Source organism: Loktanella sp. PT4BL, from assembly GCF_003201935.1.
Taxonomy (GTDB): Bacteria; Pseudomonadota; Alphaproteobacteria; order Rhodobacterales; family Rhodobacteraceae; genus Yoonia.
In genome coordinates this window covers 565,110-580,143 of the sequence record NZ_QJJL01000003.1, presented here as the reverse complement: position 1 = coordinate 580,143, position 15,034 = coordinate 565,110, and the positions used below count along the sequence as shown (strand labels likewise).

Here is a 15,034-nt window from a genome sequence, read left to right as displayed (position 1 = left end):
TCCAGACTGTAACAAAAGCACGCTATCTGCCACCATGATTTGTATCAATCAGCAGATTACCGACGCTCACGCTGTTTCAAGCACACCGCCATTCAGACGTACCTGTCGATCCATCCGCGCGGCCAGTTCAAGGTTATGTGTCGCAATCACGGCCGCCAGCCCGGTATCACGCACCAACCCCATCAGCGCCGCGAACACCTGATCCGAGGTATCAGGGTCAAGATTGCCTGTCGGTTCATCCGCCAGCAAAAGCGCAGGTTCATTGGCCAAAGCACGGCAGAACGCCACCCGCTGTTGTTCGCCTCCCGAAAGCGCCGCAGGACGGTGGCCGGCACGCGCCGCGATTCCAACGCGATCCAGCAAGGCCATCGCGTGTTTCTCGGCCGCGTGCTCGGAACGGCCGTTGGCCAGTTGCGGCAGGACAATGTTCTCGAGCGCTGAAAATTCCGGCAGCAGATGGTGGAACTGATAGATAAAGCCCACGGTTGAGCGGCGCACCGCCGTGCGTTTCCGGTCAGACAGGCGGGTCATATCCGTGCCTTCGATCTGCACCGTGCCGTCGTCGGGCGTATCCAAAAGGCCCGCAATATGCAGCAAGGTCGATTTGCCCGCACCTGAGGGGGCGACCAGCGCCACCACCTCACCCGGTTTGACGTCCAATGAAACGCCTTGCAGGACACGCACTTCATTCGGTTTGCCCGCGTTGTAGGTCTTTGTCAGGTCCGCAACCTGAAGGGTGAAATCACTCATAGCGCAGCGCCTCGACAGGGTTCATGCGGGCGGCACGGCGCGCGGGAAAGATCGTGATAATCCACGACAGGCCCAGCGACAGCGACACCGCTTTGAGCACATCAACAAGCCGCAATTCGGCGGGAATATTGTAAATCCCCCTGATGGACGGATCCCAGACACCGCCCCCCGCGACATAGTTTACAAAGCTGAAAATCGTGTCGATGTAGATCGCAAAAAGGCAGCCAAGCACCACGCCCAGCGCAGTCCCGATCGTACCAATCCCCGCGCCGCAGATAAAGAATATCCGCAGGATCGACCCTTCGGTGAGGCCCATGGTGCGCAGGATGCCCACATCGCGCCCCTTGTTTTTAACCAGCATGATCAACCCGCTGATAATGTTCATCGAAGCCACCAGCACGAGGATCGACAGGATGATAAACATCACATTGTCCTCTATCGTGAGCGCGCGCAAGAACCGTCCCACGCGGTCCTGCCAGCTATAGGCCCACATGCCGGGGCCTGCGGCATTGGCGATGTCCTGCTTGAGAACCTCTGACTGGTTCAGATCGTCCAGCCGGATTTCCAACTCATCGGCAACACCGTCGCGGTTCATGATCAGCTGTGCGACGTCAAAGGGCAGATAGACGCGCACCTCATCAATCTGGAAACGGCCCGTCGAGAAGATGTAGACCACCTCATAGGCATTGCGCCGTGTGGCCTGACCCATGGGTGTGGATGCGCCCGAGCGCGTGGTCAGCTCAATCCGGTCCCCGATATCAAGGCCAAGGTTCGCCGCCAAAGCAGAACCGATCGCAATCCCGTTCGGCAGGTCGTCGATGTTGCCCGAGGTGCGTTCGCTTTGCACAATAGCGTCTGACGCTTTGAGATCCTCCAGCCGGATACCGTGAATATCCGCCAGCCCGATCCGCCCCGATGGACCCGAGGCCATCGCCTGCCCGCGGATCAGGGGCGCGACGGTCCGCACCCCCTCTACCGCGCGGATATTGTCGGCGACCTGTTCGAAATCCGTGATCACCCCGCGCGGCATCACCACGCTCACATGGGCGTTCGCCCCTGCAATCGTGTCAATAAACTCGGCGCGAAAGCCCGAACGCACCGCCAGCGTCGCGATCAGCGCAAAGACGGCGAGCGTCACACCGATCAGGCTGATCCATGTCATCACGCTGACACCGCCCTCGGCGCGTTTGGCGCGGATATAGCGCCACGCGATCATCCACTCGAATTTTGCAAAGGGACGTGTTGTCCTGACCTCGGCCATGAAAGCTCCTGCTTGGGTTTGCCGCAAGGTGGTGCGCGGGGGCGCAATGGTCAAGCGGCTGTGCGCTTATCTTTGCACGCCCGCAAGTCGTGGCCTGTTGGGCGGTGTTTCCGCCACAAGGGTCGGACGCGTCACAGGCGGGTCGGCCTTGATGACTGGCGCGCGGCGTTTCTTGGTCGCGGGCGCGGGCTTTGCGCGGCGGAACGGCATGGACACCAGCGCCGCCAAAATCGCAAACCCAGCCCAGCCGCCCAAGAAACCTGTTCCAGCAGAGGCAGCCCCCGCCACGCTCAGCGGCACAGCAGGTGTGAAATCATCCCAGACCGCAGCAAGCGTCGCAGGATCAGCCATGCGGTGCGGCAATGTCAGACGCTCCAAAGGGGTCGCCTCGCGCAACAGCATCAAGTTCTCGCTCAACCGCGCATGGCGGGCAAAGGTCCGCCGCCAAAGTGCCTCTTGCGAAGCCACCAGCGGGGTGTCTGCCATCGCCTGCAACATTTCTTCGCGCCCCATGCCATCGGCAAGGGCGGCCTCATCGAACTCCACAACCTGCCGCGTGAGCTCATCCACCTGACCGGCGAGCCGTTGCAGGTATTGCTGCGAAAACTCAGGGTACTGCGACAGGCCAGCGGCACCGCTGAGCCCACCGATCAAACAGAGGGCGCGGATCATGCCAGCGCCCCGTTGCGGGAAATCATTGTCATCTGCTGCCTCAACACATTTTGTTTTAACGCTGGATAGCAGATTTTCGCAGGGCTGTTAACGCGTCATCGGCGCTATGCGCGCTCTTCCGCGTGCGCGCGCAACCATTCAATCACGTTTTTCGCATCCTGATCGGGTGGAAATACCGGATAGAATACCTTTTCAATCACCCCGTCGCGCACAATCATCGTGAGGCGCTTGTGCAGATACTTGCCGTCCGCTTCCATCCCCGGCAGATCAAGCGCCTTGCCGAATACCAGATCGGCATCGGACAGAAGCGGGAATGGCAGGTGCAGGCGCGCGGCGGCCTCTGCCTGATAATCCGTGTCCTGCGTTGACAGCCCGAAGAGGTGATCCACACCGTAATCGCGCAATTCCGCATAGTGATCGCGGAACGCGCAGGACTGGGGCGTGCAGCCGCGCGCACCCGGGATATCATTCCAGCCTTCGGGCAAGTCGCGGTCAGGGCGGCCAGTCATCGGATAGACATAGATCACCGTCAGCCCGCGCAAATCACTGAGCGTCACCGCAGGCCCGTCGGTGGCGGGTAGCGTCACTTCCGGGAGCGTTTGCCCTTCCAGATGCGCCGCTTTGCCATCGTCTGCCGGTGCGGGGATCAATGTCCAGTCGACGTCGGACAAGCTCACACAATTCCCTCGTAGATCTTGGCGATTTTCGCCACGGCCTCTTCGGGGGGCAGTTCCTCACTCTCACCAGTCCGGCGGCTGGCCAATTCGACCACACCGTTCTTGAGGCCGCGTGGCCCCACCGTAATGCGCCAAGGCAGGCCGATCATGTCCATCGTGCCGAACTTGGCCCCTGCCCGTTCGTCGCGGTCGTCATAAAGCGGCTCAAGGCCCAGCGCTGTCAGCGACGCATAGAGCGCCTCGCAAGCGGCATCTGCTTCGGCATCACCGGTTTTCAGGTTCACGATCCCGCAGTGGAATGGTGTGACACCCTCGGGCCAGATGATGCCCTTGTCGTCATGGCTCGCCTCGATAATCGCCCCCAGCAGACGCGACACGCCAATGCCGTGGCTGCCCATGTGGACCGGTACTTTGTTGCCTTTGCCGTCATCGACCAAAGCGCCCATCGCCTCGGAATATTTGGTGCCAAAGTAGAAAATCTGCCCAACTTCGATCCCGCGCGCCGTGCGGCGGCGTTCTTCGGGCACCGCGTTGAACAACGCCTCATCGTGGGTTTCGTCGGTGCGGGCATAGCGCGAGGTGAATTCCTCAAGCACCGCCTGACACGCCGCGTGATCGTCATAATCAATCTCGCGGTCGCCGAACTTCAATTCGGTGATCTCGCTGTCATAGAAAACCTCTGACTCGCCAGTCTCGGCCAGCACAAGGAATTCATGGGTGTCATCGCCACCGATGGGGCCACTATCAGCGCGCATCGGGATCGCTTGCAGGCCCATGCGTTCATAGGTGCGCAGATAACTGACCAAATGGCGGTTGTAGGCGTGCAGCGCGTCTTCTTTGGTCAGATCGAAGTTGTAGCCGTCCTTCATGTAGAATTCGCGGCCCCGCATGACGCCAAAGCGCGGACGGACCTCGTCGCGGAATTTCCACTGGATCTGATAAAGGGTCAGCGGCAGGTCTTTGTAGCTGGTGACATGGGCGCGGAAGATATCCGTCACCAGTTCCTCGGCCGTTGGCGTGAACAGCATATCGCGCCCACCACGGTCCTTGATCCGCAGCATTTCTTCGCCGTAGGCATCATAGCGCCCGCTTTCGCGCCAAAGGTCCGCCGACTGGATCGTCGGCATCTGGATCGCGATATGGCCCGCGCGCGCCTGTTCCTCATGCACGATGTTTTCGATCTTGCGCAGAACCTTAAAGCCGAGCGGCAGCCATGAATAGATCCCCGCGCTGGCCTGTTTGATCATCCCCGCCTGCAACATATAGCGGTGGCTGACGATCTGCGCCTCGCGGGGCGTTTCTTTAAGAACGGGCAGGAAATAGCGGCTCAGGCGCATGTGTTCGACCTTTTCGGATACAAGTGTTGGGTGAGGGTTTAATCCCCTGCGATGCCCCTCGCAAGCAGTGTGATGATTTCGGGGCAGATCAGTTTCTGATGGCCGGGTCTTGCGTCATGGCGCGACACATCGCATCTATGGATCAAGCAATTACGGATGATCCATGGCACTTCCTGTCGGACAACAAGCAAAATACTGGGGCATCGCGACAGCGGTGTTTCTGGTGGCTTTGTGGTTTCTGGGCGATGTGATCCTGCCCTTCGTGCTTGGCGGGGCGATTGCCTATTGCCTTGACCCCATCGCGGACCGGCTTGAGCGCCTGGGATGTAGCCGCATTGCTGCTGTCGCCATTATCACGCTGATCGCGCTCTTTGTGTTTATTCTGCTGATCCTGCTGGTCATCCCGACACTTGTGCAACAAACCGCGTCGCTGATCGAAACTGCGCCTGCATTGTTCGACCGACTGCGCACCGGCCTGACCGAGCGTTTCCCGCAGCTGATGGACAACCAAAGCGTGGCCTATCAGCAGCTTTTGACAATTGGCGAGGCCATTCAGTCACGTGGCGGTGAGCTGATCAACGGGCTGCTGTCTTCGGCGCTCGGGCTCATCAACATCATTGTTCTGCTGATTATCGTGCCGGTTGTGGCGGTCTATATGCTGCTCGACTGGGACAATATGACCGCCAAGATCGACAGCATGCTCCCGCGCGACCACGTTGATACGATCCGTCAACTGGCCCGCGACATCGACGCGACGCTGGCCTCGTTCATTCGCGGCCAAGGCACCGTCTGTCTGGTGCTGGGCACTTACTATGCTGTGGCGCTGATGCTGGCAGGGCTGAACTTTGGGCTTATTGTGGGCTTTATCGCCGGTTTGATCACCTTCATTCCCTATGTGGGTGCATTGGTCGGCGGCACTTTGGCCGTCGGGCTGGCACTGTTCCAGTTCTGGGGCAGTGTCGAAGTGCCGGATGGCGATACGATAGCCTATGCCACCAACTGGCTCCGGATCGGGATTGTCGCAGCAATTTTTGGGATGGGACAGTTTCTTGAGGGCAACATCCTGACGCCGAAACTTGTGGGCGGGTCTGTCGGCCTGCATCCTGTGTGGCTGCTGTTTGCGCTGTCGGTTTTCGGAACGCTTTTTGGCTTCGTCGGTATGCTGGTGGCCGTGCCCATCGCCGCCATGATCGGTGTGGTCGCACGCTGGGGTCTGGCCCAGTACAAAGAAAGCCTGCTCTATCGCGGCAAATCCGGGGGCGACTAAATGTCAGACCAGCTCGCTTTTGACTGGCCAACGGGTGTTGCGCTGGGGCCTGATGATTTCTTCGTCTCCGAGGCGAACGCGCAGGCCTTTGCGATGCTGTCCGCGCCCGAGACATGGCCGGAACGCAAACTGGCCCTGATCGGTCCGACAGGCAGCGGCAAAAGCCATCTGGCGCGCGTCTTTCAAAGCCAGAATGACGCGGTTTTGATTGAGGCCGCAACGATTGGCGCTGATTTCCGAACAGATGCAAGGACAGTCATCATCGAGGACATCGAAAGGCTGCCGCCTCTGGCCGAGGAAGCGGTGTTCCACCTTCACAACAATCTGCGTAGCGCACGCGGTACTTTGCTGCTCACATCCCATGTGCCGCCAAGCCGCTGGTCAATCGCCCTGCCCGATCTGGCCAGCCGGATGCAGGCCACCACCGTTGCGCAAATTACCAACCCCGATGATGCGCTGCTATCGGCGCTGATCATGAAGCTCTTTACCGACCGGCAGATCAACCCGCAGCCCCATCTGGTCCAGTATCTGAGCACCCGCATTGAAAGGTCCTATGCGGCCGCCGCCGAGATCGTCGCCCGTCTTGATACGGCCGCCCTGGCGCTGGGTCGCAAGATCAACAAAGCACTCGCTGCCGAGTTGCTGGACAAAATGTAGCGAAGCCCGCAATACTTGTCATATTGCCGCAATAAATGCGGAACAAAAGGCCTTCATGATCGACGCAAATTTCTTAGAAGGGGCATACCCCGCCCCCACAACACTCGATATTGACCCCGAAAGCCCCGCGCGTTTTGTCAACCGCGAGCTGAGCTGGATCGGCTTTAACTGGCGCGTGCTGGAAGAGGCCGAAAACCCGCGCGTGCCTTTGCTCGAGCGGCTGCGGTTTCTGTCGATTTCGGCCACCAACCTTGATGAATTCTATACAGTGCGCGTCGCTGGCCTGCGCGAATTGGCAAATGAGGGGAATGTGACCCCTGGCCTTGACGGTCTCACCCCGGCCGAGCAACTCGTGGATATTGATCGCGATGCACGCGCTCTGATGACGCGCCAGCAAACGGTTTTTACCGAGTTGCAAAAGCTCATGGCTGAACAGGATATCCATATTCTGGACCGCGCCGCACTGAGCAACGACGACATCAACTATCTTGAAGACGTGTTTCTAGAACAGGTGTTTCCGGTTCTTTCGCCCCTCGCGATTGACCCTGCACATCCCTTCCCGTTTCTGCCGAACGAAGGTTTTGCACTGGCGCTCCAGCTTGAGCGGCCCAGCGACAAGCGCCAGTTACGGTCACTTCTGCCAGTGCCCGCGCAAATCGCCCGCTTTGTGGCACTCCCCGCCGAGACAGGGCACCGGTTTCTGCCGCTGGAAGAGCTTCTGGTGCTGCATATCGGGCGGCTTTTTCCCGGCTATAAGATGAAGGGCAGCTGCGCCTTCAAGGTCCTGCGCGACAGTGATCTGGAACTGGAGGACGAAGCCGAAGACCTGGTGCGCGAGTTTGAAACGGCCCTGAAACGGCGTCGGCGTGGTGAGGTGGTGCGCCTGAAACTCTCGGCGGGCGCACCTCCTGCGCTGAAATCACTGATCATGTCGGAACTGCATGTGACGGAAGACACCGTAGTCGAGGTCGACGGCTTGATCGGCATTGCCGATCTTGGCGAACTGGTGCTGGACAGCCGCCCCGACCTGTTGTGGCCCCCCTTTTCGCCTCGGGTGCCGGAACGTGTTCAGGACCATGACGGAGATATGTTCGCCGCGATCCGCCAAAAGGATATGCTGCTGCATCACCCTTATGAAACCTTCGACATGGTGGTGCGTTTTCTGACACAGGCCGCGCGCGATCCCAATGTCGTGGCGATCAAACAGACGCTTTATCGGACCTCCAAACGCTCGCCCATCGTCGAGGCGCTCTGCGAGGCCGCCGAAGACGGCAAATCCGTCACCGCATTGGTCGAGTTGAAAGCCCGCTTTGACGAGGCCGCCAACATCCGCCAGTCTCGACGGCTGGAACGCGCGGGCGCGCATGTTGTCTACGGGTTTCTGAAATACAAAACGCATGCCAAAATCAGTACAGTGGTCCGCCGCGAGGGCGACAAACTGGTGACCTATACCCACTTTGGCACCGGAAACTACCACCCCATCACTGCGCGCATCTATACCGACCTGAGCCTGTTCACCTGTGATGCCGATCTGGGCCGCGATGCGACCAAGGTATTCAATTATCTGTCGGGTTACGCCCAGCCCGAGGGGTTGCAGAACCTGTCGATCTCGCCGCTCACGCTCAAGCAGACCCTGCTGGACAGTATCGCCAAAGAGGCCGAGAACGCGCGGGCAGGCAAACCTGCGGTGATCTGGGCCAAGATGAACTCATTGATCGAAACCGACGTGATCGACGCGCTTTATGCGGCAAGTCAGGCCGGCGTGAAAATCAGCCTCGTTGTGCGCGGCATTTGCGGGCTGCGGCCGGGTGTCAAAGACCTGTCGGAAAACATCCGTGTGAAATCCATTGTCGGCCGGTTTCTGGAACATTCGCGCATTGTCTGCTTTGGTAACGGCAATACGCTGCCGTCCAAAAAGGCGAAGGTCTATATCAGTTCCGCCGACTGGATGGGGCGCAACCTCAACCGGCGGGTCGAGACACTGGTCGAGATCAAGAACCCGACAGTAAAGGCCCAGATCGTCAGCCAGATCATGGCTGCCAATATGGCCGATATCGCACAAAGCTGGGTGATGGCAGCAGACGGTAGCTTTACCCGCGCACCGGTCGAGGAAGGGGTTTTCGCCTTCAACTGCCACAGGTTCTTCATGGAAAACCCATCGCTTTCAGGCCGTGGTTCCGCAGGGGCATCCGATGTTCCGCAGTTGACGCATACGGATGATTGATTGATACCCTTCCCCTGGGGATGAAGACCGAGGGTTTCGATGACACAAGCGCCTGCCGAAGAAACAATCGACTGGGGGCCGTTCGGACGTCCTTTGTTTGAGGATGCTGCCGCCAAACGCCTCAGCCGCGTGGGTGTGATCGACGTGGGCTCCAACTCGGTCCGTTTGGTGGTGTTTGATGGTGCGGCAAGATCGCCTGCTTATTTTTACAACGAAAAAATCATGTGCGCGCTGGGTGCGGGCCTGTCACAGACAGGGCACCTGAACCCCGAAGGGCGCGTGCGGGCGCTGTCGGCGATCCGCCGGTTTGCCGCACTGGCCGAAGGGATGGGTATTCCGCCCCTGACAGCCGTGGCCACCGCAGCAGTGCGCGAAGCCAGCGACGGCAAGGAATTCCAGGATGATGTCTTGCGCGAAACGGGCATCAAGCTCTGGATCATCGACGGACAGGAAGAGGCGCGCTTGTCGGCGCAAGGTGTCTTGCTGGGCTGGCCCGGCAGCTATGGTCTTGTTTGCGATATCGGCGGATCTTCGATGGAGCTTGCGGATCTGGCGGATGGCCGTGTGGGCAATCGCCTGACCTCAGCGCTGGGGCCATTGAAACTGCGCGAAATCAAAGGCGGGCGCAAGGCGGTCAAAGCATATGTGCGCGAAACCATGGCGCAGCTGCATGACCAGATGGGCAACGCCACGGGGATGCGCCTGTTTCTGGTTGGCGGGTCATGGCGGGCCATTGCAAGGGTCGATATGGAACGGCGGGGTTATCCGCTGACGGTGCTGCACGAATACCGGATGAGCGCGCGGCAGATCAGCAAGACCGCCGAATACATCCGTCAATCCGACCTGACCGAACTGCGGGCACGCTGCAATATCTCGGACAGCCGCATGACACTGGTCCCCCTTGCGACAATTGTCCTCAAGGAACTGATCCGCACCTTCAAGCCCAAGGATGTCGCGATTTCATCCTACGGTATCCGTGAAGGGATGCTTTATGAGCAGATGCCCCGTGCGCTGCGCGAACGCGATCCGCTGATCGAGGCTTGCCGCTTTGTCGAAGCAAAGGACGCCCGCTTGCCGGGCTTCGGGCGGGTCCTGTATGAGTTCATCAAGCCTTTGTTTCCCCGGGCGAACTGGCAGCGCAAACGGATCATCAAAGCGGCCTGCCTGCTGCATGACGTCAGCTGGCGCGCGCACCCCGATTACCGTGCCGAGGTCACGTTCGACAACGCCACACGGGCCAATCTGGGTGGCTTGAAGCATTATGAGCGCGTATTCCTCGGGCTTGCTCTGATGAACCGCTACACAAGTAAGACCGCGAATTCGCGGTTCACGCCACTTTTCGCGATGCTTGATGAAGGTCAGATCAAAGAAGCGGAAATACTCGGCAAGGCAATGCGTCTTGGGGCCATGCTCTGGCTGACCGCCGATGAAGAGCCCGGCACATTGAATTGGAAGCCACAAAAGCGCGAATTGAAGTTGAGCCTGACCGAACACGCCCGACCGCTTTTTGGTGAGGTCGCACAAGTCCGCTTTGAAGCCTTGGCAACGGCGATGGATGCGACCAGCACCGTCGCATTCACCAAGTAATCGCGGAAGCGCGCAAAATGGCTCTGGCAACTCACCTGATTCCGCCGTCTATCTGACTCAAGGGCAATTGGCAGAGGATCTTGTCACAATCGAAAATCAACAATCCCCCCCTAAATTAAAAACTGTTTCCATTAAGTGCGATTTTTTCGGCACATATTTTAACTGAAGATTAACAATCGCGATTTAGACACGCAAAAGTCAGATTCTCGCCGCATTTGACTAGATTTTGTGGCATGATCGACAGAGGTTAGGAACACGGGTGGTTCTAACCTGTGTTTGTAAAATTCTGCCGTGTTGGCAGAGAAGTGATTTTGGATGGTAAACGTGGTACACGAAGCAGTCAGATTTGATGTTGCAACAGCGGCAACGAAAGGTGAGCGCGACTATCAAGAAGACAGTCTGATCGCCAGCTTCCCCCAAGGACAAGAAACCGGATTTGCCGTGCTCGCCGATGGCATGGGCGGTCATATGTGCGGTGATGTGGCAAGTGCGCTGGTGATGTCCGAGGTGTTCAGCCAGATCAAGATGAACGAAATGCTGCTGGGCAGACGCATTACCGACATCTCGAGCATTCTTCACATGACAGCAACCGCTGCCAACGACCGGATCACCGAATATGTCAAAGAACGGCCTGACTCCTACGGCATGGGTGCCACGCTTTTAGCAACCGTTATTCGCGGGGATGAACTTTACTGGGTGTCAGTCGGCGACTCGCCGCTCTTTCTGTACCGCGACGGGGTCCTGACACAGCTGAACCAGGATCACTCGATGGCGCCGCAAATTGACATGATGGTCAAGGTCGGCGCGATGTCGGAGGAGGTGGGTCGCAACCACCCTGACCGCAACACGCTGACCTCTGCTATTGCGGGCCACGCGATCGCCAAGATCGATTGTCCCGACACCCCGAAAACCGTTCGGGAGGGCGATATCATCATCGCGGCAACGGACGGGCTGCAATTTTTGTCGAATGACACGATTGCTGCGATCCTGAAAGAGACGCACACGAAGCGCAGCATGGATATTTCAAGCGCCCTTCTGGCCGCTCTGGACGAACTTGCAGATCCGGATCAGGACAATACCGCCTTCACCGTCATCAAACTTGGCGCAAGCCAGCATGTTGCCCTGTCCGGCACAGACGACATGGACGGATCGGCGCTGTTCCAGCGTCACGACGCAACTTCACGCAAAGCCCCGGTGTTGGAGGCTGTCGCCACCAACCCCGATCCCGCACGAAATGCGGCGGCTGTGCAGGACCCGATCGATATTCCCAAGAAACGGGTGATCCGTCTGGTCACATCGCAAACGCTGGATTTCCAGCAAACAGAGGCACCAGAGGTAACCGGCGCACCGGTCTCGCCGAGCAAGCCGCAAGGCAACACAAGCTGGTATCGCCGCCGTACATCAAACGACTAGGCGCGCACTAAAGCTCTATTTCAGTTGTGTCAGGCTCGGGCTCCCACACAGGGGCGTCCGGGCTGCGGCGCATGATGATATCGCCATTGGGCAGGATTTCGGGCGCTTCATAATAGCGAAGATCGTCAATCCGTTCGAGCAGTTCGCCGAACGCCGGACCGACCGATTGGACAAATTCACCCAAGGCGGGCCCCATCTGTTCAACGTTATCCCGGAGCGCTTCCAGCGCAGGTTCCATCTCTGACATCAAGCCGCGCATCAGCATCCGTGCGCCCTCTTCCATGAGGTCGAGACCTTCGCCCATGTCGCTTTCGGGTGCATCCTCTGCCATGGCAGGCGCGCACAAAAGCGCCGCGGCGACCGTGAGTGCGAGAATCTGTTTCATATCCCCAAAATAGGAATGCAGGGGTGCAATTACAAATCACAAATCAATATCAAGCACGACGGGGAAGTGATCTGACGCCATCAGGAGCGCTTCGCGGACTGCGTCATCCGCATAGCAATCGGGATGATCGAAAGGATGCCAGATCTGCCATTTTGGTGACTTCGCCAAGAGGCTTGGTGACACCATGATGTAATCAAGCAGGGCCTGCAGATACGGCTGCCCCTTGCGTTTGAAACGCGCAGTTACCGGCGCTGCCCCGATCCTGCGGCCCAAGGCGATCTGCGCGTGCGGATCAAAAAGCCGCGTTTCGCCATTCTCGCCCAGCACAATCTCGACCCCTGAACGCCCGAAGAGCTTTTCATACTCGTCGAGCCCCGGGCCGTCATTGAAATCGCCCAGCACAATCAGATCGTCACCAGCCGCCAGATGCTGTTCGACGCGTTTGCGCAGCCAGACACATTGCGCCAGTTGTTTGCGGCGGTTGTGGATCGAAATCCGCGTGGCCTCTGCCGTGTTGCGTGCGCCATGCGGCGCTTTGGATTTTGCGTGCACCCCGATCAGGCGCAAAGGGCCGCTCCCGGTTGCCATCGCAATCTCGAGTGGCGGTTTTGACCAGACAATCGGGTCGGGATGGGCGTCCACATCGACATCCATCCGGAATTCCCCGTCAAACCGCGGCACGGACGCATCGCTTTGCGGGTCATGCCGTGCAGAGACAACATCAGGGTCGAAAAGCAGCGCTATCTCCTGCTGGGTCTCGTTGGTAAAGCCGGTCACCGCCTCGCGCGCGCGCAGACCGAAACGTGCGGCGAAATTCTCCAGCGCCACCCGAGCATCGCGACGGTTGCTTGTATCAGGGGCCTCGATGATCATGACCGCATCCGCGTCCATCGCGGCAAAGACGACGCCCAATCCGGCGATCTGCTCGGCCTTGGTGACATCCCAGCGTGCCGACCATGTGCCGTCGTCTATCAGCCTGTCGTGGCGGTCAAAAAGGCTGTTGAACCATTCCACATTGTAGGTCGCGATCCTCACGCGTGGTTCCCCTGTATCTCTTCCCAGGCACGGTTGATTGCCACCATCCGCCGTTCTGCAAGCTTCACCGCCTCTTCGGGTACGCCGCGCGCCATCATCTGGTCAGGATGGGTATCGCGCACCAATTGGCGCCACGCCGCGCGGATCTCGTCCTTTGACGCCGTGGGGTCCACCCCCAGCACATCGTAGGGATCGCGCTCGGCTTCATCCACGAATTGCGCACGGATGCTGCGGAAGCGGCGCTCGTCAAAGCCAAAAATGGCCGCGACCTCATGCAAGAAATCGTCTTCCTTGGGGTGATAAACGCCATCGGCCAATGCGATGTGAAACAGCCCCTCCAGCAAATCGCGCAACGGGCTGACGTCATCGCCATACATTGCCTTGATGCGGCGTGCGTAGATATCGTAGCCCGCCACATCCTGGCGTGCGAGGTTGAACACCCGCGCCGCGTTCGCCTCTTCCGCAGCCGGGATCACAAAGACCTCGCGGAAGGCCACGACCTCATCCTTGGTCACCTGCCCGTCTGCCTTGGCCATCTTTGCGCCCAGCGCGATCACGGCGATCGCAAATGCCACAGTCCGATCCGGTGACGCGCGCAGTTTCTCGAAGACAGCCGACAGCCCCTCACCTTTGGCGAGTGCTGCGATTGCTTCGGCCATGCGGGACCAAATCGACATAAAGTACGGTCCTTTTTACAGGCGTTTTTGCATCAGGACTAAATCAATCCAACGCCCGAACTTGAACCCCACTTCGGGCAATCTTGCAACCTCTGCGAACCCCATACGGGCATGAAAGGCAACAGCGCCTGCGTTTTCGGCGCTGCATCCGGCGAACATGCTGTGCTTGCCTGCCGCCGCGGCTTGGGCGCAAAGTGCCGCCATCAACTGCCGCCCACCGCCCTGTCCCTGCACGTCCTGATGCAACATGATCGTGTGCTCGACAGTGAAACGATAGCCCTCGCCGCCCCGAAACGGAAAATACCGCGCAAAGCCCAAAACGCGGCCATCAACCTCCCAGACCAGACAATCCTGCGCTGTCAGATCAGCCACTTCCCCATCGGATTTTTCGACCGGATTGAAAGTGATTGTCGTCTCGCGGATCGCATGGTTCCAGATTGCCGCGATCTGTGGTGCATCCACCCGGGTCGCGGCGCGGATCATGCCAGTGTCCTGACCCCGCTGGGGGTGTCGAAGGTGGCGCGCAAGCCGAACGGCCCCGTGACCATTTCGACGCGGCTGTCGGCAAGATCCATCATTTGCATCAGGTCGGACGCATCAGGGTGGCTGACCTCCAATTTGCGCAACCGCACACCGCTTGGCGTCAGCCGTGCGCTGGGATGCTGCATGCCGGCGCCCCATTCAATCAACGTCGGAAAGGCCCCCTGATACGGCAGGCTGCCATCGTCGGGCACAGTGATTTGCCAATGCAAGTCGCCCCGCGTCAACGCGCGCGCGCTGCCCGCCGCTGCAGGTGCTTTGGCCAAGGCCCCCGCAAGATCATCGGTCTGGCAAATCCAGTTCGCAAGGCGCGGCGGGCCGGTAAAATCATCCAGCCCGAACCACGCATGGCCCGCCTCGGGCACGGCGCCGGGTTCTTTCGCAATCACCTCGAAATAGAGCCCATCGGCCAGACCAAGCAACCTATTGTAAGTGCCATAACGCGGATGTTGCCCGCCGGGTTGCAGGGTCACACCCAGCTGTTCCTCGACCCACGCCGTGCCTTCGGCAAGGTCGGTACAGGCAACGGCAAGATGGTCCAGTTTGATCATC

Annotated in this window: 15 protein-coding genes; 5 read left to right on the top strand and 10 right to left on the bottom strand. The window is 59.2% G+C overall.

Annotation, left to right across the window (positions count from 1 at the left end):
- Positions 1-66: 66 nt before the first annotated feature.
- The 5 genes from C7964_RS12710 to proS all read right to left on the bottom strand — a co-directional run bounded on the left by C7964_RS12710 (position 67) and on the right by proS (position 4,697).
- On the bottom strand, positions 67-750 hold the full coding sequence (locus C7964_RS12710) for an ABC transporter ATP-binding protein (protein ID WP_110280012.1): 684 nt from the start codon (positions 748-750) through the stop codon (positions 67-69).
- Positions 743-2,011 carry an ABC transporter permease gene (locus C7964_RS12705; protein WP_110280011.1) on the bottom strand — a complete coding sequence of 423 codons (1,269 nt, stop codon included), beginning with the start codon at positions 2,009-2,011 and terminating at the stop codon, positions 743-745. Before C7964_RS12705 ends, C7964_RS12710 begins: the two co-directional genes overlap by 8 nt.
- Before the next feature lie 66 nt (positions 2,012-2,077).
- Positions 2,078-2,683: a DUF2937 family protein gene (locus C7964_RS12700; protein WP_110280010.1), complete on the bottom strand. Its 606-nt coding sequence runs from the start codon at positions 2,681-2,683 to the stop codon at positions 2,078-2,080.
- A 104-nt stretch (positions 2,684-2,787) separates the two neighbouring features.
- Positions 2,788-3,360, bottom strand: a complete 573-nt coding sequence (locus tag C7964_RS12695; RefSeq protein ID WP_110280009.1) for a peroxiredoxin — start codon at positions 3,358-3,360, stop codon at positions 2,788-2,790.
- Positions 3,357-4,697, bottom strand: coding sequence for a proline--tRNA ligase (proS, locus tag C7964_RS12690; protein ID WP_110280008.1), 1,341 nt, complete (start codon positions 4,695-4,697; stop codon positions 3,357-3,359). Before proS ends, C7964_RS12695 begins: the two co-directional genes overlap by 4 nt.
- A 163-nt stretch (positions 4,698-4,860) precedes the next feature.
- Between proS and C7964_RS12685 the strand changes: the two genes are divergently transcribed.
- The 5 genes from C7964_RS12685 (at position 4,861) to C7964_RS12665 (ending at position 11,845) form a co-directional block, all read left to right on the top strand.
- Positions 4,861-5,964 carry an AI-2E family transporter gene (locus tag C7964_RS12685; protein WP_110280007.1) on the top strand — a complete coding sequence of 368 codons (1,104 nt, stop codon included), beginning with the start codon at positions 4,861-4,863 and terminating at the stop codon, positions 5,962-5,964.
- Positions 5,965-6,621: a P-loop NTPase family protein gene (locus tag C7964_RS12680; RefSeq protein ID WP_110280006.1), complete on the top strand. Its 657-nt coding sequence runs from the start codon at positions 5,965-5,967 to the stop codon at positions 6,619-6,621.
- Between the two features lie 55 nt (positions 6,622-6,676).
- Positions 6,677-8,845 (top strand): RNA degradosome polyphosphate kinase, encoded by a 2,169-nt coding sequence (locus tag C7964_RS12675; protein ID WP_110280005.1) that lies wholly within the window; start codon positions 6,677-6,679, stop codon positions 8,843-8,845.
- Positions 8,846-8,884: 39 nt separating this feature from the next.
- The gene (locus C7964_RS12670; protein WP_110280004.1) at positions 8,885-10,432 is read left to right on the top strand and encodes a Ppx/GppA family phosphatase; all 1,548 of its coding nucleotides are present in this window, start codon (positions 8,885-8,887) and stop codon (positions 10,430-10,432) included.
- Between the two features lie 315 nt (positions 10,433-10,747).
- Positions 10,748-11,845: a PP2C family protein-serine/threonine phosphatase gene (locus tag C7964_RS12665; protein WP_110280003.1), complete on the top strand. Its 1,098-nt coding sequence runs from the start codon at positions 10,748-10,750 to the stop codon at positions 11,843-11,845.
- Positions 11,846-11,852: 7 nt separating this feature from the next.
- Here the strand turns inward: C7964_RS12665 and C7964_RS12660 are convergent, their stop codons facing one another.
- From C7964_RS12660 to C7964_RS12640, 5 genes are read right to left on the bottom strand one after another with little or no spacing between them, the layout of a single operon-like run.
- Positions 11,853-12,230, bottom strand: a complete 378-nt coding sequence (locus C7964_RS12660; protein ID WP_110280002.1) for an AAA+ family ATPase — start codon at positions 12,228-12,230, stop codon at positions 11,853-11,855.
- A 36-nt stretch (positions 12,231-12,266) separates the two neighbouring features.
- Positions 12,267-13,265: an endonuclease/exonuclease/phosphatase family protein gene (locus C7964_RS12655; RefSeq protein WP_110280001.1), complete on the bottom strand. Its 999-nt coding sequence runs from the start codon at positions 13,263-13,265 to the stop codon at positions 12,267-12,269.
- Positions 13,262-13,942, bottom strand: coding sequence for a molecular chaperone DjiA (locus tag C7964_RS12650; RefSeq protein WP_110280000.1), 681 nt, complete (start codon positions 13,940-13,942; stop codon positions 13,262-13,264). Before C7964_RS12650 ends, C7964_RS12655 begins: the two co-directional genes overlap by 4 nt.
- A gap of 15 nt (positions 13,943-13,957) precedes the next feature.
- Positions 13,958-14,425, bottom strand: a complete 468-nt coding sequence (locus C7964_RS12645; RefSeq protein ID WP_110279999.1) for a GNAT family N-acetyltransferase — start codon at positions 14,423-14,425, stop codon at positions 13,958-13,960.
- Positions 14,422-15,033: a VOC family protein gene (locus C7964_RS12640; RefSeq protein ID WP_110280262.1), complete on the bottom strand. Its 612-nt coding sequence runs from the start codon at positions 15,031-15,033 to the stop codon at positions 14,422-14,424. Before C7964_RS12640 ends, C7964_RS12645 begins: the two co-directional genes overlap by 4 nt.
- Position 15,034: the final 1 nt, after the last annotated feature.